Consider the following 25,102-nt stretch of genomic DNA (forward strand, 5'->3'; position numbering starts at 1 on the left):
GCATGATGGCTGTTGAAAACAGCAAACGCCTCGCATCAGAGACACCAGTAAGCCTGTTCATACCTTATTCACACCATGTTACAGATACAATCATATCTACTAAAAATGCAGAGTATTTATCAATCTGGAAGATTGACGGACGTTCGCATCAAAGTGCTTCACAAGAAGATATTTTTCAATGGACAAAAGAGCTGAACAACACCTTACGTGGTATTGCATCAGCCAATTTATCTCTGTGGACTCATATCGTACGCCGGCGCGTTTATGAATATCCAGATTCAACATTTGATAACACGTTTTGCTATCAGCTTGATGAAAAATATCGGCAAAGTTTCACTGGTTATAATCTAATGGTCAATGATCTTTATCTGACCATTGTTTTTCAACCGATAGCTGACAAAGTTATGTCATTTTTTTCCCAGCATGAACGAGAAACTCTCGATCAAAAGAAATTACGGCAGGAGTCATGTATCAAATCCCTCAATGATATCAACAATACCCTAGGTCAATCATTACAACGTTACGGTGCAGAACTTCTCGGTGTTTATGAAAAAAATGGTCATGTTTATTCTTCTGCACTCGAATTTCTTGGTATGCTTATCAATGGCGAATACCATCCTATGCCCGTCTGTTATGACCGTTTTGCCGACTATATATCTATCAATCGACCTTTTTTCTCAAAATGGGGTGCTCTTGGTGAACTGCGGACAATCAATGGGATACGCCGATTTGGAATGCTGGAAATTAAAGAATACGACACGACAACCAAACCAGGTCAATTGAATGCGCTGCTGGAAAGTGATTTCGAATTTGTGCTAACACAGAGTTTTTCGGTGCTCTCACGGCATGCTGCTAAAGATTATTTGCAGCGACATCAACGTAATCTTATCGATGCTCGCGATGTAGCAACAAGTCAAATTGAGCAAATTGATGAGGCACTAAACCAGCTTATAAGTGGACATTTTGTCATGGGTGAACACCATTGTACATTGACCACTTATGGTGATACAATTCAGCAAGTTCGCGACTATATGGCAAAAGCAAGCGCAATACTTTTAGACGTTGCAGTAATGCCAAAACCTGTAGATTTAGCTATAGAGGCTGGCTATTGGGCGCAAATGCCTGCAAATTGGAAATGGCGACCACGTCCAGCACCAATTACATCACTGAATTTTTTGTCGTTCTCATCTTTTCATAATTTTATGTCAGGAAAGCCAACTGGAAACCCATGGGGTCCAGCGGTTACAATTCTTAAAACAACAAGTAAAACGCCACTTTATTTCAATTTTCATGCTTCCAAACTTGAAGAAAATTCAACAGACAAGCGATTACTCGGTAATACTGCACTTATTGGGCAATCTGGTTCCGGTAAAACAGTGTTGCTTGGATTTTTGTTAGCACAAGCGCAAAAATTTAAACCGACAACCGTTGTTTTTGATAAAGATCGCGGTATGGAAATTGCTATTCGAGCGATGGGGGGGAAATATTTGTCATTTACACCTGGTAGGCCGAGTGGTTTCAACCCATTCCAACTTCCCCCTTCACAAGACAACCTGATCTTTCTAAAACAATTTGTCAAAAAATTGGCAGAAGCTGGTGGTGAAGTTACACACCACGACGAAGAGGAAATTAACAAAGCTGTTACGTCTATTATGAGTAGCAACATTGACAAATCACTGCGTCGCTTATCTCTTCTAGTGCAGTTTTTACCAAATCCACATTTAAATGATTATAATGCACACCCATCAGTTCACGCTCGCTTGTTAAAATGGTGTGAAGGTGGTGATTATGGATGGTTATTTGATAATCCCAATGATGCACTTAATCTCTCAACACATCAAATTTACGGTTTTGATATCACAGAATTTTTAGATAACCCAGAGACTCGTACTCCGGTAATGATGTATTTGCTTTACCGCACAGAAGGAATGATTAGCGGACAGCGGTTTATGTATATCTTTGATGAGTTTTGGAAACCTTTGCAAGACCCATACTTTGAGGATTTAGCTAAAAACAAACAGAAAACTATCCGTAAACAAAATGGTATTTTTGTTTATGCTACACAAGAACCTAGTGATGCCTTAGAGAGCAATATCGCTAAAACACTTATTCAGCAATGCGCAACTTACATTTTTCTAGCCAATCCCAAAGCAAATTATAAAGATTATACAGAGGGCTTTAAATTAACAGATGCTGAATTTGAACTGATTAAAGGACTTGGTGAATTTAGTCGCCAGTTCCTCATCAAGCAGGGAGATCAATCCGCACTTGCAGAGCTAAATCTTGGTAAATTTCATGTAACAATTGATGACCAAACCATCGAACGTGACTTTAGTGATGAGCTCTTAGTGTTATCAGGTACCCCTGACAATGCAGAATTGGCCGAAAACATTATCGCTGAATTAGGTGATGATCCAGCAGTATGGTTACCAGTTTTTCTACAAAATATAAAAACTGACAGGAGGGAAACATGAGAAAAGCAATTATTACAATAGTGGTCATAGCAATTTTAGGGATTCCAAACTCAGCAATGGCCTTCTGGGGATGGGGAGCAGGAGCTGCAGATTTAAGCGCATCAGTTCCATCTTTTAGCGCTCCTTCTCCACCCCCCGAAAAACTTCAAACACAAGTAAAACCTAAACCACAACCTAAAAAACCTTCTCCGCCAAAATACTACACGGATATTATTAATTTATTACAAGAACACCTTGAAATAAAAAATAAGCAGTTTGAGCAAACAGAAAAAATGTATTCCTCTATAACAGGTGCACGAGAAAACAGCGAATCAGAAAATAGCGATGATCTTTATTTTCAAAACCCACAATCTATCTATAACAAATCTAGGAAATCCACATTACTGAAGGATAAGGATATTGTAAAGGATATTGCAGAAGAAAAAGCAGTTTTTGATTCTGTCGATAAGGCACGTAATTCTATAAATCAACGCAGTGAATATGCAGCAATTGTCGATAAAGCTGTAAGCTTGCAAACTTTTCAAGAAACAGAAAATCGTTTTAAACAAATCTCTGAACTCGTAGAACAAATAAATACAACAAACGATCTAAAAAGCATTGCAGAACTACAGACACGCATAAAAGGCATGTTAGCCATGATCCAAAATGAAGCAACAAAATTACAAATGGTTGCATATTCACGCGATGTAGAACAAGCACTTATCAGTCAGCAAAAACAGAAACGAAATATGAAAATTCTTAATAGTAAAAATAAAGAAATGCCTACTATAAGATTCGCACAATAACTTTTTCCTATGTCATCGATTTCTTTTACCATCTCTCTTAGCAAAAAGCCGGCTATGTAATATTGGTAATATTCGATGCCATCCCAAAACTACAAAAAAATATACGAAAGATTCAACCACCCTACAACACTTCCGATGAAAAAATGCCTGTGGCAAATTTCATAAAAATACAGATGAAACATACAACACGCATCAATGTCCTAAGATGATGGAAAGGTGAAAATTCGTTAAAGAGGAATGTCATGGCCTTCATAATGTTTACAGATCTATTCAATAAAATTGATGAGATAACAAAAACATATGTCACGGATATTTTATCAAAATCGATCATTACAATTACACCCTTCGTATCAATCGGTCTCTCTATTGTTTTCATTGCATATGGATGGCTCATCATCCGCGGCGCAATAGATATGCCAATCGCTGAATTCCTGAGCCGCTGCCTGAAAATAAGCATTATTACTTCAATAGCTTTGACTGCAGGACTTTACCAATCAGATATAGCAAATCTGATAACAGAAATGCCTAATAATTTGTCAAATGCATTAATAAACAACCCTCTCCCAAATAACGAATTAATCAACTTGATTGATAATGTAGCTGAAAAAGGGTTCGATTGTGCAAGTAAAGCTTTTGAAGAAGCGGCTTTTTTAAATGCTGGTGGGCTGCTCTATGGTCTCTTTGGCATTCTCATCTTGCTTGCAACAAGCTTCCTAGCCGCAATCGGTGGCGCATTCATTTTGATGGCAAAAATCGCACTAGGGCTTCTCGTAGGTCTTGGACCTTTCTTCATTATCGCCTTACTCTGGCAACCAACCTATCGCTTTTTCGAACAATGGATAGCTCAAATTTTAAGCTATACAATTTTCATTGTATTTCTAGCCTCCCTATTTAGTCTAATGATGAATATCTTTGCAAATTACGTAAGCGACCTGGCATTTGATGGTAAACAAAATGTGGGTTACGCACTTGGCGGCACTCTCATCCTATCTATTATCTCGATTATTCTGTTGCTCAAACTATCACAACTTGCAAACACTTTGGCAAAAGGTGTTACATTTAGACATCTCTGGAGATTAAGTACTCTAGGAAACAATGCTTCCCCTAACAGCCGTACAACTAAATAAAAATATCTCAGTTACATAGTAGAAAATATCTGCTCTGTAGCTGAACACTTCCATGAATTTAAAAAAAACAATAGCAAACTCTGTATTTTAATTTATAATCAAAATTGAAATAGTGATAAAAAAGTGCTAGAGGTATATAATACAGTCGGAAAAGAGGAGTTTTAAAATGAAAACAGTCATTTTTATAATTTTGATCATGAGTCTTTTATCCGCCTGCGGATTGGCTCCAAAGCTTAAGCAACCAGGTAATTGGAACCGTGTGCCTATTAATAAATCTATCCCTGCCGAAATTCAGCGAGGAGCAATATGAGAAAAAAACAAGCTAAACCAATAAAAGCTGAGAAACTTAATAGTTATTATGAAGAAAGTCGAGGCTTAGAACGTGAACTCATAAGCGAATTTATAAGGTCAGCAAAAACTCATTGATCTAATTACTTTTCTTTCTGCAATACATAAAAACTAACTGCAATACATAAAAACTAAAAGGAACAAAATATGAGAAAGCTGACGATTACAGGGATAATGATTGTTTTGCTTGGAACAACAAATTCAGCTATTGCCTTCTCTTGGTTTGGGGGAATACCAGAAGTGGCAAACACAGTTCCAGCTACTACTCAATATATTGATGATTATGTAAAACAGTTATCAGATGTAAGAACTATCGTAACAACACCAACAGTACAAAGTGAACCCAATCCGCCAAAGTATAAAATACAAATTTTAGACTTAATAAAACAACACCTTGAGATGGAAAAAAAGCAGTTCGAGAAAACGGACAAAATGTATACCTCTATAACAGGCGCACGAGAAAACAGCGAATCAGAAAATAGTGATAATCTTTATTTTCAAAACCCACAATCTATCTATAACAAATCTAGGAAATCCACATTACTGAAGGATAAGGATATTACAGAAGAAAAAATAGTTTTTGATTCTGTCGGTAAGGCACGTGATTCTATAAATCAACGCAGTGAATATGCAGCAATTGTCGATAAAGCTGTAAGCTTGCAAACTTTTAAAGAAACAGAAAATCGTTTTACCAAAATTAAAGAATTATTACAGAAAATCAGCCAAACAAAAGATTTAAAAAGCATCGCCGAACTGCAAGCACGCTTAAAGGGTAAACTGACTATGATCCAAAATGAAGCAACAAAATTACAAATGGTTGCATATTCACGTAAAGCAGAACAAGCACTTATCAGTCAGCAAAAACAGAAACGAAATATGAAAATTCTTAATAGTAAAAATAAAGAAATGCCTACTATAAGATTCGCACAATAACTTTTTCCTATGTCATCGATTTCTTTTACCATCTCTCTTAGCAAAAAGCCGGCTATGTAATATTGGTAATATTCGATGCCATCCCAAAACTACAAAAAAATATACGAAAGATTCAACCACCCTACAACACTTCCGATGAAAAAATGCCTGTGGCAAATTTCATAAAAATACAGATGAAACATACAACACGCATCAATGTCCTAAGATGATGGAAAGGTGAAAATTCGTTAAAGAGGAATGTCATGGCCTTCATAATGTTTACAGATCTATTCAATAAAATTGATGAGATAACAAAAACATATGTCACGGATATTTTATCAAAATCGATCATTACAATTACACCCTTCGTATCAATCGGTCTCTCTATTGTTTTCATTGCATATGGATGGCTCATCATCCGCGGCGCAATAGATATGCCAATCGCTGAATTCCTGAGCCGCTGCCTGAAAATAAGCATTATTACTTCAATAGCTTTGACTGCAGGACTTTACCAATCAGATATAGCAAATCTGATAACAGAAATGCCTAATAATTTGTCAAATGCATTAATAAACAACCCTCTCCCAAATAACGAATTAATCAACTTGATTGATAATGTAGCTGAAAAAGGGTTCGATTGTGCAAGTAAAGCTTTTGAAGAAGCGGCTTTTTTAAATGCTGGTGGGCTGCTCTATGGTCTCTTTGGCATTCTCATCTTGCTTGCAACAAGCTTCCTAGCCGCAATCGGTGGCGCATTCATTTTGATGGCAAAAATCGCACTAGGGCTTCTCGTAGGTCTTGGACCTTTCTTCATTATCGCCTTACTCTGGCAACCAACCTATCGCTTTTTCGAACAATGGATAGCTCAAATTTTAAGCTATACAATTTTCATTGTATTTCTAGCCTCCCTATTTAGTCTAATGATGAATATCTTTGCAAATTACGTAAGCGACCTGGCATTTGATGGTAAACAAAATGTGGGTTACGCACTTGGCGGCACTCTCATCCTATCTATTATCTCGATTATTCTGTTGCTCAAACTATCACAACTTGCAAACACTTTGGCAAAAGGTGTTACATTTAGACATCTCTGGAGATTAAGTACTCTAGGAAACAATGCTTCCCCTAACAGCCGTACAACTAAATAAAAATATCTCAGTTACATAGTAGAAAATATCTGCTCTGTAGCTGAACACTTCCATGAATTTAAAAAAAACAATAGCAAACTCTGTATTTTAATTTATAATCAAAATTGAAATAGTGATAAAAAAGTGCTAGAGGTATATAATACAGTCGGAAAAGAGGAGTTTTAAAATGAAAACAGTCATTTTTATAATTTTGATCATGAGTCTTTTATCCGCCTGCGGATTGGCTCCAAAGCTTAAGCAACCAGGTAATTGGAACCGTGTGCCTATTAATAAATCTATCCCTGCCGAAATTCAGCGAGGAGCAATATGAGAAAAAAACAAGCTAAACCAATAAAAGCTGAGAAACTTAATAGTTATTATGAAGAAAGTCGAGGCTTAGAACGTGAACTCATAAACGAATTTGTAAGGTCGCGTAAGACCGCATGGCGTGTAGCAGGTGTCGTTGGCATTTTTGGATTATTGGGTATGATGTGCGGTATCGTCGGTTTCTCCCAACCAGCTCCTACACCTTTGCTACTACGCGTTGATAACACAACTGGCGCAGTTGATATAATTTCTGTGATGCGTGAGCATGAAACCAGCTATGGTGAAGTTGTGGACAGATATTGGCTCAATCAATATGTTCTTAACCGCGAATCTTATGACTATGACACCATTCAGCTAAACTATGACACTGCAGCGCTTTTAAGCGCACCAGATGTGCAACAAGAATTTTATAAAATCTATGAGGGTGACGATGCGCGTGATAAAATACTTTCCAACAAAGCACGCATCACAGTTAAAGTACGATCGATCCAGCCAAATGGACATGGCCAAGCAACGGTGCGTTTTACAACGCAACAGCATAGCACTAGCGGTACCGTTGGACCAAAACAACATCAAATCGCAACAATTGGCTACACCTATGTTGGTGCACCCATGAAATCATCTGATCGATTACTTAACCCTCTTGGTTTTCAAGTGACAAGTTACCGTACTGATCCGGAAATACTGTTAAATAATTAAGGAATTGATTATTATGAAAAAATTTGTGTTTGTTTCCCTACTATCCTCATTTTCCTATCTTTATACGGTACCTGTGCAAGCACTCAAAACCCCATCTAATTCACAATATGATCATCGCATTCGCTATGTCATGTATAATGTAGCTGATGTGGTTCAAATTGAAACTGTCCTCGGCGTAGCAACACATATTATCCTTGAAGAAGGCGAACAGTATATTACCCACGCCTTTGGGGACTCCGATGCCTATGCTTTTGCACATAAAGGACGGCATATTTTTATTAAACCTAAAGCAGAACTTGCCAATACGAATCTCATCGTTGTAACCGACAAACGTAGCTATAAATTCCGACTCCAGTTTCGAAATGACCGTGGTGGAGCGACCTATGAATTAGCTTTTCATTATCCTGATACAAATACCCAAAAGTCGGAAGAAAATAATCAACGCCTTGCTATTGAACAAGGTTTTCACCAAGGTGTAAAAGGTTATAACCTCAACTATACCATGAGCGGCAATCAAGATATTGCTCCGATAAATGCTTGGGACAATGGACGTATTACTTATTTCAAGTTTCCCACCAACATGGATATGCCATCAATTTACGTGGTAGATGCTGAAGGAAATGAAAGTTTAATACCACGTACTATTGTAGGAAGTTCTAATGATATTATTGCCGTTCATAAGATCAATCCCAAATGGCTCATACGACTCGGAACACGTGCTTTAGCTGTTTTTAATGAAACCTATGACCCCAATGGTATACCAAACACAACTGGAACAGTGTCTTCGATGGTTCATCGCATTAATAAAGGAGTAAAGTAATGTTTGGCAGTAAGAAAGGAGATGAAAACAAAAGAAACGCAGAGCTAGGTTACTCTGAGAAAAAACATATTGAGGATGCATATGGTAGCTCTGAATTAGGTTTGGAGCGTCGTCCAACAATCCCTGGTGCACGAGCATTGTTAATGGTAGGTATCATTGGCATAATAGCGATACCGATTGCTCTGTCTTGGAAAGCTTTTAAAATGCGTAATGCCGTAGAAATTGAGGAAGAAAAGCCTCAACAGACGGTACAGCAAATCATACCAAGTTATACTCCTCGTGTCATCGAAGAACCGAAAGTTGAAGAAGAAGAAGAAAAAATAATACAAATAGAAGATTCGGCACAAGAAATTCCATCAGCTTTAGCTAAACTTCTTCATACAACAATTCCACCACATTTGATGCAAGATACTGAAGAATTAGTGCGGAAACGTATGTTCAGTTCTGGTCTTAACAACGGTGGAAGCAACCAAGGCTCTACAGAAAACTCAAAAAACAACGCATCTGATAATAATGAAAATAGTAGTGCATTATTTAATCAGTTACAACCTGTAAAGTTAGAGCAATCACGTGCAGTTCAACTGCATAACCGAGACCTATTAATTACACAAGGAACACAAATAGATTGCACGTTAGAAACAAAAATTATCACATCACAACCAGGAATGACGACATGTCATTTAACACGTGACGTTTATTCTACAAGTGGTCGAGTTGTTCTGTTAGATCGTGGTTCTAAAGTCGTTGGTTTTTACCAAAGCGGTATTCAACAAGGACAAACACGCATTTTCGTGCAATGGTCGCGTATTGAAACGCCTTCTGGTGTTATTGTCAATCTTAACTCCCCTGGCACTGGTCCTCTTGGAGAAGCTGGTATAGGTGGTTGGGTCGATACACATTTTTGGCAACGATTCAGTGGGGCAATCATGGTGAGTGTAATCGGTGATGCAGGAGAATGGATAAAAGGCAAAATGGGACGAACAAGTAAGGAAAAAGCACAATCCAAAGATGTAGATAATGCTGAATCGGTAGTGACCAGCATTCTTCAAAACTCCATTAACATTCCACCAACACTTTATAAAAACCAAGGTGAGCGAATAAATATTTTTGTTGCTCGTGATCTGGATTTCAGTGATGTCTACAGCCTCGTCACACGTTAATCGCATACAAAAAGATCAAGCTGTTGCACAACTTCTGCAACCGCTTGATCGTTTCCTAGAAGATCCGAAAATTACCGAATTATCGATCTGCCGCCCTTGTGAAGTGTGGACAAAAAGCTTTGGGGGGTGGCAAATACATAATGTACCAGAATTAACAACCGCTTTTTTGCAGACTCTTATCACGGCTATTATCGTTTATAATGGTATGGCTCCTCAAAGCATTAATTATGTACGCTTGCCCGGTGGACAACGCGGCACAATTATACAAACACCAGCTGTCATCGATGGCACACTATCCTTTATGATTCGTAAACATTCTCTAACAGTTAAAACGTTAGAGGAGCTCAATGAAGAAAATGTATTTGATGATTTTACCGATGTAAGTTTTAATAAACCTTCGGAAAAAGAAGCAAATAACTTTTTATCAAAACAAGATTTCACGCGGTTGGAACCATTTGAAGTGCAACTTCTCCATCTCAAACGTGATAGAAAAATTCTTGAATTTTTAAAAGAATGCGTACTTCACAAACGCAACATTATCATTGCTGGAAAAACAGGATCGGGTAAAACAACATTTGCTCGCTCCTTAATTGAAATAGTACCGGTAGAAGAACGCATTATCACTATTGAAGATGTTCATGAACTTTCTTTACCTAATCATCCCAATCATGTGCATATGCTTTATGGTAATGGTGCAGGTCGCGTTCCAGCCGATGAATGCCTAGATGCGTGTCTGCGTCAATCACCCGATCGTATTTTTCTTGCAGAACTGCGTGGCAACGAAGCATGGGAATATCTCAACTCATTGAACACTGGACATCCAGGTTCAATCACAACAACACACGCCAACAATGCTTTACAAACTTTTGAACGATGTGCTACGCTGATCAAAAGGTCAGAAATTGGCCGTCAGCTCGATTTAGAAATGATAAAGATAGTACTTTACACTACAGTGGATGTAGTGTTGTTCCTAAAGAATCGAAAGCTTTCTGAAGTTTTTTATGATCCGATTTTTGCTAAATCGAAAATAGTTTAAACGCAATTCTTATTTCAGTAGTATGATACAAACAACAACAGTCGTGACAATTTGCCACGGCTCTTTATTAATCTTTTCAAATAAGTTTTCTTTCTCACTTACCTTTCTGGTAAACTTTTTATATCTTACAATGGAAGAAATGAAAGCTTATGATAACAAATTCATGAAAAAATAAATCACATATGAGTTTTTTGCTTTTGATAGTTTTTTCATTTATCTTTTTAAAGTATGCATTTCATGCAAAAGAGGAAAAATCGCTACGAAATAAATATCTTAGCAAAAGAAATGACTCTCAATTCGCATCACAACGAGATTTCTACAAAATACTCGGACTCAACATTACAAATAAATTGTTTGTGACAAAAATAGTGGCTATTTAAGAATCTTACGTTTTATTTACTAGAAATCAATGAATGCTATTTCAAGTAAATAACCTTTATACTCTCTCAGAGAGCTTAATCCACTATAAATCCCAATTTAGTATATGCACACCACATTTCAATTCAATAATGAAGAATCTAATAACGTAAGAAGACTTACAATTGTATTGCTCGCATATGCAAGAGAGGTACAACGATAATCGCTTCAAAAATCTTCTTCAGTTATATTCAATCCAATTATAGCAACAACATTTATATCTGAAAATACATTAAATGGATTTTACAACTCCATAATGTACACTTACCCATTTCATGATTTTTTGACGTAAACTTTGCATAATTGCAGATTATTTTTTAACGACTAGAATAATTCTTTGTGCAAGTCACTTACTTCAAACCATATATGATCTCTCCTATGCTTGACAAAAGATTGTGTGCAGATAAATGAAAAAAATCAGAAACAATTTAATAAATTGGCTGATAAGTATATTTTATCGTTTTACGATTTAAATAAGAGTGTTGAACACAAGAATACTCTTTCACTATAAATTCTTACATTCAGAATGAACAAGCATTTTCTTACACGTCATGAATGAAAGGAATCAGTGTGTACAATAAAAATTGTTTTAAAAAAGCTACAAGTGCCTCTGATAAACCATCTCAATACACGACAATCACAACATGGGTAGCAAGAAAAAGAAAGATGGCATTAGCTTTGCTATTTCAAATATAAAAAAGAAGCTATCAAATAAATATAAACAACAAACAGTACTTGGATATATAGTCAATGCTTTCTTATAAAATTCTCTCTTTATATATAGAGAGATATTTTTATGCTGAAAAATAAGGAGTATTTTCCTTTTGCTCAAACAAATTTCTTAAGCCTATACGCAGAAAATCTTAGGTCCAATAGCATAACAAATACAGTCTAAGCACAGCTAAATCATCATCTTTCATGGATAAAAACATATAAAATTAGCGCCCATGAAATCTAATGAAACATCCTTTCCACTAATGATTGTCCAGCCAGTTAACACTAACCCGCTAAAACTTTTCATTCCATATTCAAAATCTATTTTCCTAATTAAGGTATTTATTTCACCCAAAAGACTTTCTCAAATATGATGATAGCTCTTTTAAATCCTCATACAAAAGTGGGCAAGTATAGATTAATCACCGTGAAATATCTAAAAGAGTGGCAAAAGTATAATACCTACTCGTCACTCACACTACTTCCATTAACTGATAGTTTTTAAAAACGACGCTCAACCATGAGTTTCTTAATTTCAGCAATTGCCTTAGCTGGATTTAACCCTTTTGGACAAGTCTGCGCACAATTCATAATTGTATGGCACCGATAAAGACGGAAAGGATCTTCTAAATTATCAAGACGCTCACCACACATCTCATCACGTGAATCAGCAATCCAACGATAAGCCTGGAGCAAAATAGCTGGTCCCAAATAACGATCGCCGTTCCACCAATAACTCGGACATGATGTCTGACAACAAGCACACAAAATACATTCATAAAGACCATCAATTTTTCGACGATCAGAATAACTTTGTAACCACTCTTTCGCAGGTTCAGGCGAAATAGTTTGCAACCAAGGTTCAATCACACGATGTTGGGCATAAAAGCGCTTCAAATCAGGAACCAAATCTTTAACAATCGGCATAGAAGGCAAAGGATACACTTTAATGGGATGCTTCACATCATCCATACCTTTAGTACAAGCCAGCGTATTAGTCCCATCAATATTCATCGCACACGAACCACAAATACCTTCACGGCATGAACGGCGAAATGTTAAAGTTGGATCGATATGATTCTTAATGAACAAAAGCCCATCAAGAATCATAGGGCCACAAGCAGAACGATCTATATAATAGGTATCCAGATGAGGATTTTCCTCATCATCAGGCGACCAACGGTAGACGTGAAATTCTGTCAATTGCGTAGCACCTTCAGGCTTAGGCCAAATTTTTCCCGGTTTTACTCGAGAATTTTTGGGAAGCTTAATTTGTACCATAATTTATTCTCCCCTTAATAAACACGTTTTTTAGGTGCGATACGTTTTAAGTCGATACCACCATCTGCTTCAGATGTTAACGGATCAACATGGACAGGCCGATACGACAAAGTTACCTTACCATCTTTTGACAAATGCGAAAGTGTATGTTTACGCCAATTTTTGTCATCACGCTCTGGATAATCTTCACGCGCATGGGCTCCTCGACTCTCTAAACGTGCTTCTGCAGAATAGACAGTAGTAATTGCATTAGCCATCAGATTCTCAAGCTCTAATGTTTCAACCAAATCAGAATTCCATATCAGCGAACGATCTGTTACTTTGAGATCAGACAATTCATCCCAAATTCGACTTATCCGCTTACATCCTTGTTGCAAAGAATCCTTTGTACGGAAGACAGCAGCATCTTCTTGCATAGTTCGTTGCATTTTATCACGCAATACAGCTGTTGGCGTTGCCCCTTGAGCAAAGCGTAAACGATCAAAACGTGCCATAATTTCGTCAACAGCAGCCTCATTAAGAGGGGGAATTTCTGCATTTCGATCAATCACTTCACCCGCACGAATTGCAGCAGCACGACCAAACACTACAAGATCAATTAATGAATTTGATCCCAGACGGTTAGCACCATGAACAGAAGCACAGCCTGCTTCTCCCACCGCCATCAAACCCGGTTGAATCCGATCAGGCGAATCAGTAGTTGGATTGAGAACTTCCCCATAGTAATTGGTAGGAATACCGCCCATGTTATAATGAACTGTTGGAAGGACGGGGATAGGCTCTTTTGTCACATCAACCCCTGCAAAAATTCGTGCTGATTCCGAAATTCCCGGTAAACGCTCGTGCAATACAGCAGGATCAATATGGTTAAGAACCAAATAGATATGATCCTTTCTTGAACCAACGCCGCGCCCTTCACGAATTTCAAGCGTTATACACCGTGAAACCAAATCACGTGAAGCCAAATCTTTAAAAGAAGGTGCATAACGCTCCATAAAGCGCTCGCCCTCAGAATTAATCAAATAACCACCTTCACCACGCGCCCCTTCTGTAATTAAGCAACCAGAACCATAAATCCCAGTAGGATGAAATTGAACAAATTCCATATCCTGAAGTGGTAATCCAGCACGTGCGATCATTCCACCACCATCACCCGTACAGGTATGTGCCGATGTCGCTGAAAAATAAGCACGTCCATAGCCACCAGTTGCGAGAACAACCATCTTAGAAGAAAAACGGTGGATTGTACCATCATCAAGATTCCATGCCACCACACCTGTACACACACCATCAGTCATGATTAAATCAAGTGCAAAATATTCAATAAAAAACTGTGCATTGTGCTTTAAGCTCTGTCCATAAAGTGTATGTAAAATTGCATGTCCTGTGCGATCAGCTGCTGCACAAGTACGTTGAACAGGTGGACCTTCGCCAAACTGTGTTGTATGGCCACCAAAGGGACGTTGATAAATTTTACCTTCTTGCGTACGTGAAAAAGGTACCCCATAATGTTCTAATTCATACACAGCAGCAGGTGCATTACGCACTAAATATTCCATTGCATCAGTATCGCCTAACCAATCAGATCCTTTTACCGTATCGTATAAATGCCACTGCCAATTGTCAGGTCCCATATTAGCAAGCGACGCTGCAATACCACCCTGCGCTGCCACCGTGTGCGATCTAGTTGGAAAAACTTTTGTGATACAAGCTGTTTTTAATCCTTGCTCCGCCATTCCAAGTGTTGCACGCAAACCCGCACCACCTGCACCAACAACAACAACATCGAATCTATGATCTACATAGCGATAAGGAGCATTACCTGCTACAGCGCCCAGAGATGATACTGTACTCGCCATATTGTTTAACTCCCTAACGCAATTTTCAAAAGGGCAAAAATGATAACTCCCCCTAAAACAAAACAAAACAAAATATTTAATGCCAGAAAGAATATTCGTACACCTTCACGTGGAATATAATCCTCAATAATTACCTGCATTCCAAGTTTCATATGATAAAGGACTGAAAAAGTTAGCAATCCCATTAAAATAGCCACGACAGGATGTGCAAGCCGTGCCCGCACAATGTCATAGTCCTTTCCAACAAGTGAAAGAATAAGAACAATAAAAAATATCAAAAGTGGTATATTTATAAAACCCGTCAAACGTTGTAACCAAAAGTGCTCTGTTCCTTCATGCGCACTTCCACGCCCGCGTACTTTGGCAAGTTCCGTTCGAAAATCTTTTTTCATAGTCTACTCCACCCCCAGATAAACAATGGTATATCCAATAATCCAAATCGCAAGAGTAGCAAGAAAAGAAATAAACACAGTCGCCCACGCAGTAATAGTTGCCTTTTCTTTAGCCAAAAGGCAAGGTTTCAAATCCCAAATAATATGACGAATACCACCAATCATATGATGAATGCCAGCAAGGGTATAAAGAAACAAGATACAAAGCCCAGGCAAAGAACTATAAATCTTATGAATTATTCTAAACGTCTCAGCTCCACAGCTAACTGAAATTAACCAAATAGCAAGAAAAACCATTCCGAAATAAAGAGCCATACCCGTAATACGATGTGCAATCGACATCGCCATCGTTATGGTCCAATGATAAATACTTATATGAGGAGAACGAGGGCGCTCTTTTATCTTAATTGTCTCTGTCATAAACATCCTGAATTAGCTTTTACTGCAACCACATCATGAGCGATAAGATCGCACAAAATGACCAAGTGTATTATCATTTCCATTTATTTGGCATTTCAAAATGCCAATATTATAGGTCGGTTGTCTCAAATAACGGATTAAAGGTCACGCATAAAAAAACCGAATGTTTTACAGATATGTAGCCGTAAAACGTGCCTTAATTTAATACAATTTTATCTTCACGTCAAAGGTCTAACATCGTTTCTCAAATATAAATATAATTCTTCAAGTCTACTCACACCTATTTCTGAATATCTACAACGATCTCCAGAGATTTTAAATTTCAGCCACAATTTAAGAGAAATGAAATACAGAGACTTTTGAGAAGCTTAACGTTTTACACATACTCAAAGCCACTTCTTTAACTGAAAACCGAATCAGAAAACACAAAGAAGCGATATAAAGTTGCTTTTGTATAAATTTTAGCAAATGCAGTTATTACTTAGCGATTTGCGTTGTAGAATCTGTACTCACAGTTGTTTCTTCTACAATCTCAACAATCTTTTCACCTTTTTTCCGGTAATCTCTCTTTTCAGCAATACGCGCAGCTTTACCTCTCAAACCACGAAGATAATATAGTTTTGCACGACGCACTTTACCCCGGCGCACAAGCTCAACACCTTCAATCAAAGGAGAGTAAACAGGAAAGACACGTTCAACACCTTCACCATAAGAAATCTTGCGCACAGTAAAAGTCTCATTTATCCCACCACCTGAACGTGCAATACAAATTCCTTCATAAGCTTGAACACGTGTACGTGTACCCTCGGTGACGCGCACCATCACACGAACTGTATCCCCTGGCTGAAACGCTGGCAGTTGGCGTTTTTCTGCAATTTTTGCACATTGTTCAGCTTCAAGCTGAGCGATAATGTCCATTTCCTTTATCCTTCATGTTCTTTATCGAACAGTCAGAGCGCTCAACTCTTGCCGAAAAAAGCTTTTTATAAAAAAAAAGAAGCTCTTTAAGCTATGCCTTACGCAGGAGCGAATACACCATTCCTTCATTATAATCGTAGAACTACAGAAAACCTCTCATAAGAAAATCCTTCAAAAAGAGAACCATGCAATACACCACCTTACAACATGAATCAAGTTTTCTGCAAATTTTTATCATAACGCGCATAAAGATCAGGACGACGTTGACGTGTTAACAGTTCAGCTTGCTGTCGGCGCCAATCCGCAATAGCTTTGTGATTCCCTGACGTCAACACTGGTGGAATACCTCGTCCTTCGAAAAGAGGAGGACGCGTGTACTGAGGGTATTCCAGCAAGCCATTCTCAAAACTTTCACATATTGCAGAAGCCTCATTGCCCATAACGCCGGGGAGAAGACGTATAATAGCATCCAAGAGAACCAACGCAGCTGTTTCCCCTCCCGAAAGAATATAATCACCAATGGATACTTCTTCCAATTCTCGCGCTTCTATTATCCGTTCATCGACACCTTCAAAACGTCCACAAACCAGTGTTACTCCCGCTTCACGCGCCAAAGAACGCGCATAAGTTTGGTTAAAAAGCCGTCCACGCGGACTCATTAACAACCTTGGTGAATCATTTGGACAATTATCCAATGCAGCCGCTAATACATCCGCCCGCATCACCATACCAGCTCCCCCACCAGCTGGTTTGTCATCAACACTATGGTGCTTATCCAAAGCAAAATCCCTAATCTGCACTGTTTCTAGCGACCATATACCACGCTCTAAAGCTTGGCCGGCTAAAGAATAACCCAAAAAACCAGGAAACATTTCGGGATAAAGTGTTAAAATGCGTGCTTGAAACTTCATTTTTTCATCCAAACCTTTAGCCCAAACTATACCATATCAGCACCAACCGGTTATCATCAACACCAGCAGTATTTATCCAAAGGAAAAGCGCCCATCTTCTCTATACCCAAGAGCCACATCCCCTATTTTAAAGCTTATCTGCTAATAATCCAAAAAACATTTCAAAGAAAAATGCTAACACATTTGTTTGGAAGCGTATTCTTATATTTTTTCATTTTACTTTTCGCCTTCATCTTCATTTTTCTGATTCAAGCTATTTATTACTTTTTCCCATGTCACTTAAACCAGCAGCCACTGGATCAACAACAAGAAAACCAGAAGCAATGCAAATTTCTGGCACTGCTGCCTTGCTAAAGGGAATAAGCACTGTTTTACGCGTATTCAAACGTATCTCAAGCAAATCACCAGCCCCAAAATTAAAAAAACCACTCACCTCACCCAAAATTTGACCAACATCATCCTGAACATGAAGCCCAATTAAATCGACTTGATAAAATTCATCCTCAGTCAAATCCTCCACCAATTGATCGCGAGTAACATAAAGGTGAAGCCCTTTTAAGTTCTCAGCAGCATTGCGATCTTCAATCCCTTTAAAATGCACAATCGCATTATCTTTTTGCATGCGAAGAGTTACAATTTCATAAGAACGTCCCATATCATCATAAAGAATACCATACGCATTTAAATGCTGTGGTTTAGCACTTAAGACCTTAATCAAAATGTCTCCTTTTATACCATGAGCTGAACCAACGATAGCAAGATAGACTTTATTTTTAAGCTTTTTTTTATTATATTCCATACAAAGTATTATCTCTCAAAATGAATTTTTCAATCTTGTAATTTTCTATTCAATTTTGTTGCCATAACACAAACCGAAAAGTCTCTCTTGGTAACAAAAGCATTAATAAAGGAGAAGTCTTATGGCCAATGTTATGCTGTTTTACAAAGATATCACCCCAATTAACAAAATTTCCCATAAAAACCTGAAATTTTCTCCTCAAAATGATATGTCTTTTGCCAAAGATACCCATTGGGTTCCTTTAGCAATTAGTGAATATTTTCAAGCAGCACTAGATTATCCTATTTTGTTTATGTGCGCAGAAGACGAACAAAAGAAACGGCACTATACATCCGCTGCTCTTGTAGGCCTTTCTAACGAAGAAAATGACTACATCACCTCCGATAAAAATTGGAAAAAAAATACTTATGTTCCAGCGTTTGTCCGCCGCTATCCTTTTGTTCTTGCCCAATTTAGCAATGAAAAAGAATTCTCCGTTTGCTTTGATCAAAAATCAGGCATGTTTAATGAAGTCGCAGGCACAGAACTTTTTAATTCTGATGGTTCTATTTCACCTTTTATGGAAGAGCGAATTCGTTTTCTTGAAAGCTTTAAAATTGCTATGGAAAAAACCGCTGAATTTATTGATGCCATTGTGGAAATGAATCTTTTAAGTCAAAAATCCATCAATGTGAAAAACGATAAAGGTCTTTCAGCGCAATTAGAGCACTTCTGGATTGTTGATGAAGAAAAACTGAATAAATTATCCGCACACCAGCTTGCTAAACTCCATAAAAATGGCTTTTTAGGATTAATCTTTGCGCATCTTATGTCAACGAATAATCTTGTAAAAATACTTTCTCTAAAAGGCGAGAAGCAGCTTATCAATCGTGAAGAACAATCTCAAAACAAAAACAGTTACTGTAACGATAAAAAATCTACAAAGAAAGAGACTCTTAATTAAGAAATGTCTAGAAAAGATGACACGAGAAAAAACGAAAACGTCCTTCTTATACCAGCAGATCATGCTATTTTAACCGCAAGAAAAGATTGGTTAGATAGTCTGCTACAAACACGTCGTATGGCCATAAAAACAGTACAAGCCTATGAACGTGATACACGGCAGTTTTTGTCTTTTCTCTGTCAACATTTAGGAAATAAACCAACCTTCAATGATCTCGCCAATTTGCGCATCGTAGATTTGCGAGCTTATCTTGCTTATCGCCGTGCACGCAATATAAGTGCTCGTTCTTTAAGCAGAGCAATAGCTGGTCTACGATCTTTTTTCAGCTACTTATCCCAAGAAGGAATTGTCAATATTCCTGCTGCTAAACTTATTCGCCCCCCCAAACATCCTAAATCTTTGCCAAAGCCTTTAGCAATAAAATCAGCACTGCATTTAGTCAAACAAGAAAATCAACAAGAAAATGAACCATGGATTATCGCTCGTAATACTGCTGTTTTAGTGCTCCTCTATGGCTGTGGAATGCGAATATCAGAAGCCCTAGCACTTACACCAGAACAATTTTCTGATCCCGAAAAAAAAAATTTATTCGTAACCGGAAAAGGAGGGAAAACGCGTCTTGTTCCTCTCATAAAAGCTGTTCACGAAGCTGTACAGAATTATCTCAAATGCTGTCCATATCCTTTAGTAGATAACCAACCAATGTTCCGCGGTGCTCGAGGTGCTCCTTTGCAACCCGCTATTATTCAACGAACTGTGCGGAACTTACGCGCACACCTTGGTTTACCAGAAACAGCTACCCCACATACCTTGCGCCATTCTTTTGCTACTCATCTTTTATCACGGGGAGGAGATTTGCGTACTATTCAAGAACTCCTAGGCCATGCGAGCTTATCCACCACACAAGCTTATACCCATGTTGATACAGATCACTTATTGGAAATTTATCAAAAAGCACACCCTCGATCTTAAAATATTTGAACAAAAAGAGAAATTAAACAGATGCAACCTCCAGGGCCAAAGCATGAAGACAGGTGTCTAACTCCTTCTGTAAAACTTGATAAATCGCCCGATGGATCTCCACGCGTGTCATACCTGCAAAAGAAGAAGACAAAATTTTCACCCGAAAATGTGTTTCTCCTTTACCATCAAAAACGCGCTCACTATGAGAGTGTCCCGCATGGAGGTGACTCTCGTTAATTACCTCAAGTCTCTGGGGATGAAAAGCATTTTGAAGCTTCATCTTAATCGTTGTTTGAATTGCCGTAGACATTTTTGTTCCTTCACAAAATAAATGATGCAACGCATCTTCTTTTTTATTACTAAATGAATGTGAAAATAAATTTTTAAAAGTCAATTCTTGTCAAATCAATTGATTTTGCATAAATCAAAGATATGACAATAACATCTAAATTATTCGACTCAATTCGAATCAGCTCCAATAAAAAACAAAAAGCTGAATCAGAAACTCAGAAGTGCCAGTGGGAAGGGTGTGAAAAAGCAGCATTCCATAAAGCACCAGCAGGCCGAAATCACGAAGGACAGTATCTACATTTTTGCATTGAACATGTGCGTGCCTACAATAAAAATTTTAATTACTTCTCTGGCCTTAGTGAGAAAGATATCGCAAAGTTCCAAAAAGATGCTCTCACAGGACATCGTCCAACATGGCCTACCGATTTTAGCAATGGCACATCGAAAAAAACAGCTGCCAATTATGCGCGAATTCGTTCTGGTACAGCTGCCTATCAAAATCGTATGCGCGATCCATTCACACTATTTACTCAACGTCATTCGACTAATAGTTTCTCACGAAAGTTAAAACCCTTAGAAGCCAAGGCTTTTGATACATTAGGGTTACCAGCAAATGCTTCAGCTGAAGATATTAAAACAAAATATAAAGAGCTGGTAAAAAAACACCATCCCGATTCCAATGGTGGAAACCGCTCCTCAGAAGAACGCTTTCGCGATGTTTTACACGCCTATAATTTGCTCAAAAAGTCTGGTTTGTGCTAAAGATAATTAATACCTAATACAAATTTATTTTCGTTCGAACTATTATTATTTTCGCAAAATAGTAGAGAACAGAAAAGTCTTTTTTCATATGCAAGACTTTCATTATAGGGCATTGCATAAGTGCTCTAACTCTTGTATCGTTTTTTAACGAACGAAATGCATCCTTTCCCTTCCAGAAAACAATGACAAAAACAAAGCCTACAGTCGAAAATGTACCCGATATCACACTCCGCGCTAGCAGTCTGTTTCATATTAATACAGATATGAAAGTCCCTGCTTTTAGCACAAAAAGCCCCCACGTTCCGGATATAGACCCCGATTATCTTTTTGATCAGCAAACGACTTTAGCGATTTTAGCAGGTTTTGCATTTAATCGCCGTGTCATGGTTTCCGGCTATCACGGCACAGGCAAATCGACACATATTGAACAAATTGCTGCACGTCTTAATTGGCCTTGTATCCGAATTAATCTTGACAGTCACGTTAGCCGTATTGACCTTGTGGGAAAAGATGGCATTGTTTTAAAAGATGGCTTACAAATTACTGAATTTAAAGAAGGCATTTTGCCATGGGCTTATCAAACCAATGTTGCTCTTGTTTTTGATGAATATGATGCAGGACGCCCTGATGTTATGTTTGTCATTCAACGCGTTCTTGAAGCTTCTGGACGCTTAAGCTTGCTTGACCAAAGCCGTGTTATCGCTCCTCATCCAGCATTTCGTCTTTTTGCAACTGCGAATACCATTGGTCTTGGCGATATAACAGGGCTCTATCATGGCACACAACAAATCAATCAAGCCCAAATGGATCGTTGGTCTATTGTAACAATACTTAATTATTTGCCGCATGATAAAGAGGTTGACATCGTTTGTTCAAAGGTCAAATCTTTTCAAACAACAGAAGGGAAAAAAATAGTTTCACAAATGGTTCATGTTGCTAATATGGTACGCCAATCTTTTATCAACGGAGATCTTTCAACAGTCATGAGCCCGCGTACTGTCATCACTTGGGCAGAAAACACAACAATTTTTCAAAACGTCGGTTTTGCCTTCCGGCTCACCTTTCTGAATAAATGTGATGAACTCGAACGTAGTACTGTCGCAGAATTTTATCAACGTGCTTTTGGAGAAGAACTTCCCGAATCACTCATTCATGGTGTTACGCCTTAAGGAATGTGTCAATCATGGCAATCAATACTGGCGACAACAAAAATTTAACAAATGATTCTCTCAACAGTACTCTTGATGCTAGAGCTTTTAAAAAAGCACTTTCCACCTGTATTCGTGCAATTGCTGGCACACCTAACCTTGAGGTCTCTTTTAGTCATAATAAACCAGCTTTAAGCAAAAATTATGCACATTTACCGGAATTGCCACAACATGCAACAGATAAAGACATAACAATCATCCGTGGATTAGGCGATTCCATAGCTCTCCGCACAGCATGGCATGATACGCGTATTCACACACAATTTTCTCCACTAGAATCAGAAGCACGTGCCATCTTTGATGCTCTTGAGCAAACACGTATTGAAGCAATCGGTACTTTAGCCATGAAAGGTATTGCACGAAATCTTGATGTAATGCTTGCCGATAAGTATCAAAAAGCCCATTACCAAAAGATTAGCACCCAAAATGAAGCACCTATTGAAGAAGCAATTGCGCTTTTATTACGCGAAAAAATAACAGAACGCCCTCCCCCCAAAGAAGCTGGATCTGTTTTAGAGTTATGGCGTCAAGAAATTGAACAAAAAGCTGCAACAGAACTGAATGAACTAACACATCATATTCAAAACCAACAAGCATTTGCACAAATTGTTCGTCAAATGCTTGTTGCATTAAAAATGACAGCTCAACCTGAAGAAACGTCTAACAACGAAAAACTAAGAAACGGATGTGAACTTCAAAAAGTAGCAGAACAAAAAAGCAAAAACCAAAAACACGCCAAACTTGAAGAACAAACAGGTACTGAAGAAGAAAGTGATGTGCAAGACAGAGGAAAAACTCGAGCGATACAACCAAACAGCGATGATAAAGACAAAGAAGAGCAAAAAAGAGCTTCTTGGCAAGAAAAATCGAGCCAATCCAAACGTCTTTTCACTGTTTTAGAACAAATGGAAAAACTTACTGATTATAAAGTTTTCACCCGCCAATTTGATGAAGTTTTGGAAGTAACAGATTTTTGTTCTGAAAGCGAATTAAATCATTTGCGCCATTATCTTGATAAGCAAGTCAATCATCTCCAAAATATTGTTGGGCGCTTAGCAAATCGCCTACAACGCCGTCTTATGGTACAACAAAATCGCAATTGGAACTTTGACCTTGAAGAAGGATATCTCGATACAGCACGACTCTCTCGCCTTATCATTGATCCTATGCAACCACTCTCATTCAAAATGGAAAGCAATACCCAATTTCGAGATACTATTGTTTCACTACTCATTGATAATTCTGGCTCAATGCGAGGGCGACCAATTACGGTTGCAGCAAGTTGTGCAGATATTTTGGCGCAAACTCTTGAACGTTGTAATGTAAAAGTTGAAATTCTAGGCTTTACTACTAAAACTTGGAAAGGAGGGAAATCGCGCGAACAGTGGCTCAAGCAAAACAAACCCAATCATCCTGGCCGTCTTAACGATTTATGTCACATTATCTATAAAAGTGCTGATACCCCATGGCGTCGAGCACGGCGCAATCTAGGTTTAATGATGCAGGAGGGATTACTGAAAGAAAATATCGATGGTGAAGCATTGATTTGGGCGCATCAACGCCTTTTATCACGACATGAACAACGTCGCATTCTTATGGTCATTTCTGATGGAGCCCCTGTTGACGATTCGACACTATCGGTTAACCCCAGCAATTATCTGGAAAAACATTTACGCGCAGTGATTAAAATAATCCAAACACATTCACCTGTAGAACTCATTGCTATTGGAATTGGTCATGATGTCACACGTTATTATCAACACGCTGTAACAATCATGAATGCCGAAGAACTCGCAAGTGCTATAACAAAACAATTAGAAGTGCTCTTTAGCGATAAAAAAACTCATCTTCATAAGAGACTCTAAAAAACGCGCCTTGTATTTTAAATGGCTCCTTTTCCGAAAAACTAGTTCACCACAAGATAAAAATACAAGCTAAGTTATTTCGCTCCTTTCTTTCCTCATCCCTATCATAAACAGTCCCACTGCCATTAGAAAATTGACTACAGCACAGTACCAAAACCAAACCACTATGCATTCCCTCATAAATCTCATCTACTTATGAAGGTAAAAGCTAACACCACCATTCTCTTTTCCAGCGTTCAATGCACTTTCTCTTATATTAAGATAGTTCATAAGAAACGTCATCTTTTATAAAATGATTTTTATCTACTCACCAATCCCATTTGTGACATACAATAAACAGTTTTTATTGATTCATCACGAACAGATTTCAAATAAGAAATTACGATATTTGAAACTTCCATTCAAATTGCAAACGATGAATTATCCTTACAAATCAATGTATACTTTTTTACTTGATCATTGGTAATAACTAAAATGATCATCATTTTTTAGCTTTCTAAATTTCAGAGTACAGCTTTCCCCCGAAAAGTTTTTTAAAACCACA

General features: G+C 38.0%; 24 protein-coding genes and 1 pseudogene. 17 read left to right on the forward strand and 8 right to left on the reverse strand.

The genetic code is table 11. The features are described from left to right. Positions 1-2 precede the first annotated feature (2 nt). From HWV54_RS03465 to virB11, 12 genes and pseudogenes are all read left to right on the forward strand, one after another. The gene (locus tag HWV54_RS03465) at positions 3-2,474 is read left to right on the forward strand and encodes a VirB4 family type IV secretion/conjugal transfer ATPase (protein ID WP_040296412.1); all 2,472 of its coding nucleotides are present in this window, start codon (positions 3-5) and stop codon (positions 2,472-2,474) included. Further along, positions 2,471-3,259, forward strand: coding sequence for a TrbJ/VirB5 family protein (locus tag HWV54_RS03470; RefSeq protein ID WP_176953560.1), 789 nt, complete (start codon positions 2,471-2,473; stop codon positions 3,257-3,259). The genes HWV54_RS03465 and HWV54_RS03470 overlap by 4 nt, the downstream gene beginning before the upstream one ends. 242 nt (positions 3,260-3,501) lie before the next feature. Beyond that, positions 3,502-4,386 (forward strand): TrbL/VirB6 family protein, encoded by an 885-nt coding sequence (locus HWV54_RS03475; protein WP_005866676.1) that lies wholly within the window; start codon positions 3,502-3,504, stop codon positions 4,384-4,386. A 166-nt stretch (positions 4,387-4,552) separates the two neighbouring features. Beyond that, positions 4,553-4,696: a hypothetical protein gene (locus HWV54_RS03480; protein WP_005866670.1), complete on the forward strand. Its 144-nt coding sequence runs from the start codon at positions 4,553-4,555 to the stop codon at positions 4,694-4,696. Beyond that, positions 4,693-4,806 (forward strand): annotated as a pseudogene (locus tag HWV54_RS06825) (TrwG protein); the annotation flags it as partial. The gene HWV54_RS03480 and the pseudogene HWV54_RS06825, both read left to right, overlap by 4 nt. Before the next feature lie 75 nt (positions 4,807-4,881). Next, positions 4,882-5,667: a TrbJ/VirB5 family protein gene (locus HWV54_RS03485; protein WP_176953561.1), complete on the forward strand. Its 786-nt coding sequence runs from the start codon at positions 4,882-4,884 to the stop codon at positions 5,665-5,667. 242 nt (positions 5,668-5,909) lie between these two features. Next, positions 5,910-6,794: a TrbL/VirB6 family protein gene (locus HWV54_RS03490; RefSeq protein ID WP_005866676.1), complete on the forward strand. Its 885-nt coding sequence runs from the start codon at positions 5,910-5,912 to the stop codon at positions 6,792-6,794. Between the two features lie 166 nt (positions 6,795-6,960). Continuing rightward, a complete protein-coding gene (locus HWV54_RS03495; protein ID WP_005866670.1) occupies positions 6,961-7,104 on the forward strand; it encodes a hypothetical protein in 144 nt (47 codons plus the stop codon). After that, the gene (locus HWV54_RS03500) at positions 7,101-7,799 is read left to right on the forward strand and encodes a VirB8 family type IV secretion system protein (RefSeq protein WP_005866668.1); all 699 of its coding nucleotides are present in this window, start codon (positions 7,101-7,103) and stop codon (positions 7,797-7,799) included. The genes HWV54_RS03495 and HWV54_RS03500 overlap by 4 nt, the downstream gene beginning before the upstream one ends. 13 nt (positions 7,800-7,812) lie before the next feature. After that, a complete protein-coding gene (gene virB9 / locus HWV54_RS03505) occupies positions 7,813-8,619 on the forward strand; it encodes a P-type conjugative transfer protein VirB9 (protein WP_005866666.1) in 807 nt (268 codons plus the stop codon). Continuing rightward, on the forward strand, positions 8,619-9,779 hold the full coding sequence (gene virB10, locus HWV54_RS03510) for a type IV secretion system protein VirB10 (protein ID WP_005866664.1): 1,161 nt from the start codon (positions 8,619-8,621) through the stop codon (positions 9,777-9,779). Before virB9 ends, virB10 begins: the two co-directional genes overlap by 1 nt. Beyond that, positions 9,751-10,815, forward strand: a complete 1,065-nt coding sequence (gene virB11, locus HWV54_RS03515) for a P-type DNA transfer ATPase VirB11 (protein ID WP_198001859.1) — start codon at positions 9,751-9,753, stop codon at positions 10,813-10,815. Before virB10 ends, virB11 begins: the two co-directional genes overlap by 29 nt. Positions 10,816-12,447: 1,632 nt before the next feature. Here virB11 and HWV54_RS03520 read toward each other — a convergent pair. The 7 genes from HWV54_RS03520 to rimM form a co-directional block, all read right to left on the reverse strand. After that, a complete protein-coding gene (locus HWV54_RS03520) occupies positions 12,448-13,227 on the reverse strand; it encodes a succinate dehydrogenase iron-sulfur subunit (protein ID WP_005866660.1) in 780 nt (259 codons plus the stop codon). A 14-nt stretch (positions 13,228-13,241) separates the two neighbouring features. Then, positions 13,242-15,086, reverse strand: a complete 1,845-nt coding sequence (gene sdhA, locus HWV54_RS03525) for a succinate dehydrogenase flavoprotein subunit (protein WP_005866659.1) — start codon at positions 15,084-15,086, stop codon at positions 13,242-13,244. A 5-nt stretch (positions 15,087-15,091) separates the two neighbouring features. Further along, the gene (sdhD, locus tag HWV54_RS03530; protein ID WP_005866657.1) at positions 15,092-15,478 is read right to left on the reverse strand and encodes a succinate dehydrogenase, hydrophobic membrane anchor protein; all 387 of its coding nucleotides are present in this window, start codon (positions 15,476-15,478) and stop codon (positions 15,092-15,094) included. Positions 15,479-15,481: 3 nt separating this feature from the next. Further along, the gene (sdhC, locus tag HWV54_RS03535) at positions 15,482-15,898 is read right to left on the reverse strand and encodes a succinate dehydrogenase, cytochrome b556 subunit (RefSeq protein ID WP_005866655.1); all 417 of its coding nucleotides are present in this window, start codon (positions 15,896-15,898) and stop codon (positions 15,482-15,484) included. A gap of 477 nt (positions 15,899-16,375) precedes the next feature. Further along, positions 16,376-16,816, reverse strand: a complete 441-nt coding sequence (gene rplS, locus HWV54_RS03540) for a 50S ribosomal protein L19 (protein WP_005866653.1) — start codon at positions 16,814-16,816, stop codon at positions 16,376-16,378. Positions 16,817-17,028: 212 nt separating this feature from the next. Next, positions 17,029-17,727, reverse strand: a complete 699-nt coding sequence (gene trmD / locus HWV54_RS03545) for a tRNA (guanosine(37)-N1)-methyltransferase TrmD (protein ID WP_005866651.1) — start codon at positions 17,725-17,727, stop codon at positions 17,029-17,031. 253 nt (positions 17,728-17,980) lie between these two features. Then, positions 17,981-18,526: a ribosome maturation factor RimM gene (rimM, locus tag HWV54_RS03550; protein WP_005866649.1), complete on the reverse strand. Its 546-nt coding sequence runs from the start codon at positions 18,524-18,526 to the stop codon at positions 17,981-17,983. 121 nt (positions 18,527-18,647) lie between these two features. Here rimM and HWV54_RS03555 point away from each other — a divergent pair, with 121 nt between their 5' ends. Both HWV54_RS03555 and HWV54_RS03560 read left to right on the forward strand, forming a co-directional pair. Continuing rightward, positions 18,648-19,469 (forward strand): SapC family protein, encoded by an 822-nt coding sequence (locus HWV54_RS03555; protein WP_005866647.1) that lies wholly within the window; start codon positions 18,648-18,650, stop codon positions 19,467-19,469. A gap of 3 nt (positions 19,470-19,472) precedes the next feature. Further along, positions 19,473-20,441, forward strand: coding sequence for a tyrosine recombinase XerC (locus HWV54_RS03560; protein ID WP_005866645.1), 969 nt, complete (start codon positions 19,473-19,475; stop codon positions 20,439-20,441). 22 nt (positions 20,442-20,463) lie between these two features. Here HWV54_RS03560 and HWV54_RS03565 read toward each other — a convergent pair whose 3' ends face one another. After that, positions 20,464-20,742, reverse strand: a complete 279-nt coding sequence (locus tag HWV54_RS03565; protein WP_005866643.1) for a BolA family protein — start codon at positions 20,740-20,742, stop codon at positions 20,464-20,466. Positions 20,743-20,864: 122 nt separating this feature from the next. Here HWV54_RS03565 and HWV54_RS03570 point away from each other — a divergent pair, with 122 nt between their 5' ends. From HWV54_RS03570 to cobT, 3 genes are all read left to right on the forward strand, one after another. Beyond that, the gene (locus tag HWV54_RS03570) at positions 20,865-21,485 is read left to right on the forward strand and encodes a J domain-containing protein (protein WP_005866642.1); all 621 of its coding nucleotides are present in this window, start codon (positions 20,865-20,867) and stop codon (positions 21,483-21,485) included. Between the two features lie 182 nt (positions 21,486-21,667). Then, positions 21,668-22,654 (forward strand): cobaltochelatase subunit CobS, encoded by a 987-nt coding sequence (cobS, locus tag HWV54_RS03575; RefSeq protein ID WP_005866640.1) that lies wholly within the window; start codon positions 21,668-21,670, stop codon positions 22,652-22,654. A gap of 14 nt (positions 22,655-22,668) precedes the next feature. After that, the gene (cobT, locus tag HWV54_RS03580; protein WP_005866638.1) at positions 22,669-24,558 is read left to right on the forward strand and encodes a cobaltochelatase subunit CobT; all 1,890 of its coding nucleotides are present in this window, start codon (positions 22,669-22,671) and stop codon (positions 24,556-24,558) included. Positions 24,559-25,102: the final 544 nt, after the last annotated feature.

Source organism: Bartonella alsatica, assembly GCF_013388295.1.
GTDB classification, from domain to species: domain Bacteria; phylum Pseudomonadota; class Alphaproteobacteria; order Rhizobiales; family Rhizobiaceae; genus Bartonella; species Bartonella alsatica.

What these genes read in the sequence shown, in the direction of transcription:
- HWV54_RS03565 (WP_005866643.1), bottom strand. Translation starts at nt 20,742, where the DNA reads ATGTCTACGGCAATTCAAACAACGATTAAGATGAAGCTTCAAAATGCT.
- HWV54_RS03520 (WP_005866660.1), bottom strand. Translation starts at nt 13,227, where the DNA reads ATGGTACAAATTAAGCTTCCCAAAAATTCTCGAGTAAAACCGGGAAAA.
- HWV54_RS03500 (WP_005866668.1), top strand. Translation starts at nt 7,101, where the DNA reads ATGAGAAAAAAACAAGCTAAACCAATAAAAGCTGAGAAACTTAATAGT.
- virB10 (WP_005866664.1), top strand. Translation starts at nt 8,619, where the DNA reads ATGTTTGGCAGTAAGAAAGGAGATGAAAACAAAAGAAACGCAGAGCTA.
- rplS (WP_005866653.1), bottom strand. Translation starts at nt 16,816, where the DNA reads ATGGACATTATCGCTCAGCTTGAAGCTGAACAATGTGCAAAAATTGCA.
- HWV54_RS03480 (WP_005866670.1), top strand. Translation starts at nt 4,553, where the DNA reads ATGAAAACAGTCATTTTTATAATTTTGATCATGAGTCTTTTATCCGCC.
- HWV54_RS03475 (WP_005866676.1), top strand. Translation starts at nt 3,502, where the DNA reads ATGGCCTTCATAATGTTTACAGATCTATTCAATAAAATTGATGAGATA.
- HWV54_RS03555 (WP_005866647.1), top strand. Translation starts at nt 18,648, where the DNA reads ATGGCCAATGTTATGCTGTTTTACAAAGATATCACCCCAATTAACAAA.
- HWV54_RS03465 (WP_040296412.1), top strand. Translation starts at nt 3, where the DNA reads ATGATGGCTGTTGAAAACAGCAAACGCCTCGCATCAGAGACACCAGTA.
- sdhA (WP_005866659.1), bottom strand. Translation starts at nt 15,086, where the DNA reads ATGGCGAGTACAGTATCATCTCTGGGCGCTGTAGCAGGTAATGCTCCT.
- cobT (WP_005866638.1), top strand. Translation starts at nt 22,669, where the DNA reads ATGGCAATCAATACTGGCGACAACAAAAATTTAACAAATGATTCTCTC.
- HWV54_RS03490 (WP_005866676.1), top strand. Translation starts at nt 5,910, where the DNA reads ATGGCCTTCATAATGTTTACAGATCTATTCAATAAAATTGATGAGATA.
- HWV54_RS03560 (WP_005866645.1), top strand. Translation starts at nt 19,473, where the DNA reads ATGTCTAGAAAAGATGACACGAGAAAAAACGAAAACGTCCTTCTTATA.
- HWV54_RS03495 (WP_005866670.1), top strand. Translation starts at nt 6,961, where the DNA reads ATGAAAACAGTCATTTTTATAATTTTGATCATGAGTCTTTTATCCGCC.
- trmD (WP_005866651.1), bottom strand. Translation starts at nt 17,727, where the DNA reads ATGAAGTTTCAAGCACGCATTTTAACACTTTATCCCGAAATGTTTCCT.
- rimM (WP_005866649.1), bottom strand. Translation starts at nt 18,526, where the DNA reads ATGGAATATAATAAAAAAAAGCTTAAAAATAAAGTCTATCTTGCTATC.
- HWV54_RS03485 (WP_176953561.1), top strand. Translation starts at nt 4,882, where the DNA reads ATGAGAAAGCTGACGATTACAGGGATAATGATTGTTTTGCTTGGAACA.
- sdhC (WP_005866655.1), bottom strand. Translation starts at nt 15,898, where the DNA reads ATGACAGAGACAATTAAGATAAAAGAGCGCCCTCGTTCTCCTCATATA.
- cobS (WP_005866640.1), top strand. Translation starts at nt 21,668, where the DNA reads ATGACAAAAACAAAGCCTACAGTCGAAAATGTACCCGATATCACACTC.
- HWV54_RS03470 (WP_176953560.1), top strand. Translation starts at nt 2,471, where the DNA reads ATGAGAAAAGCAATTATTACAATAGTGGTCATAGCAATTTTAGGGATT.
- sdhD (WP_005866657.1), bottom strand. Translation starts at nt 15,478, where the DNA reads ATGAAAAAAGATTTTCGAACGGAACTTGCCAAAGTACGCGGGCGTGGA.
- HWV54_RS03570 (WP_005866642.1), top strand. Translation starts at nt 20,865, where the DNA reads ATGACAATAACATCTAAATTATTCGACTCAATTCGAATCAGCTCCAAT.
- virB9 (WP_005866666.1), top strand. Translation starts at nt 7,813, where the DNA reads ATGAAAAAATTTGTGTTTGTTTCCCTACTATCCTCATTTTCCTATCTT.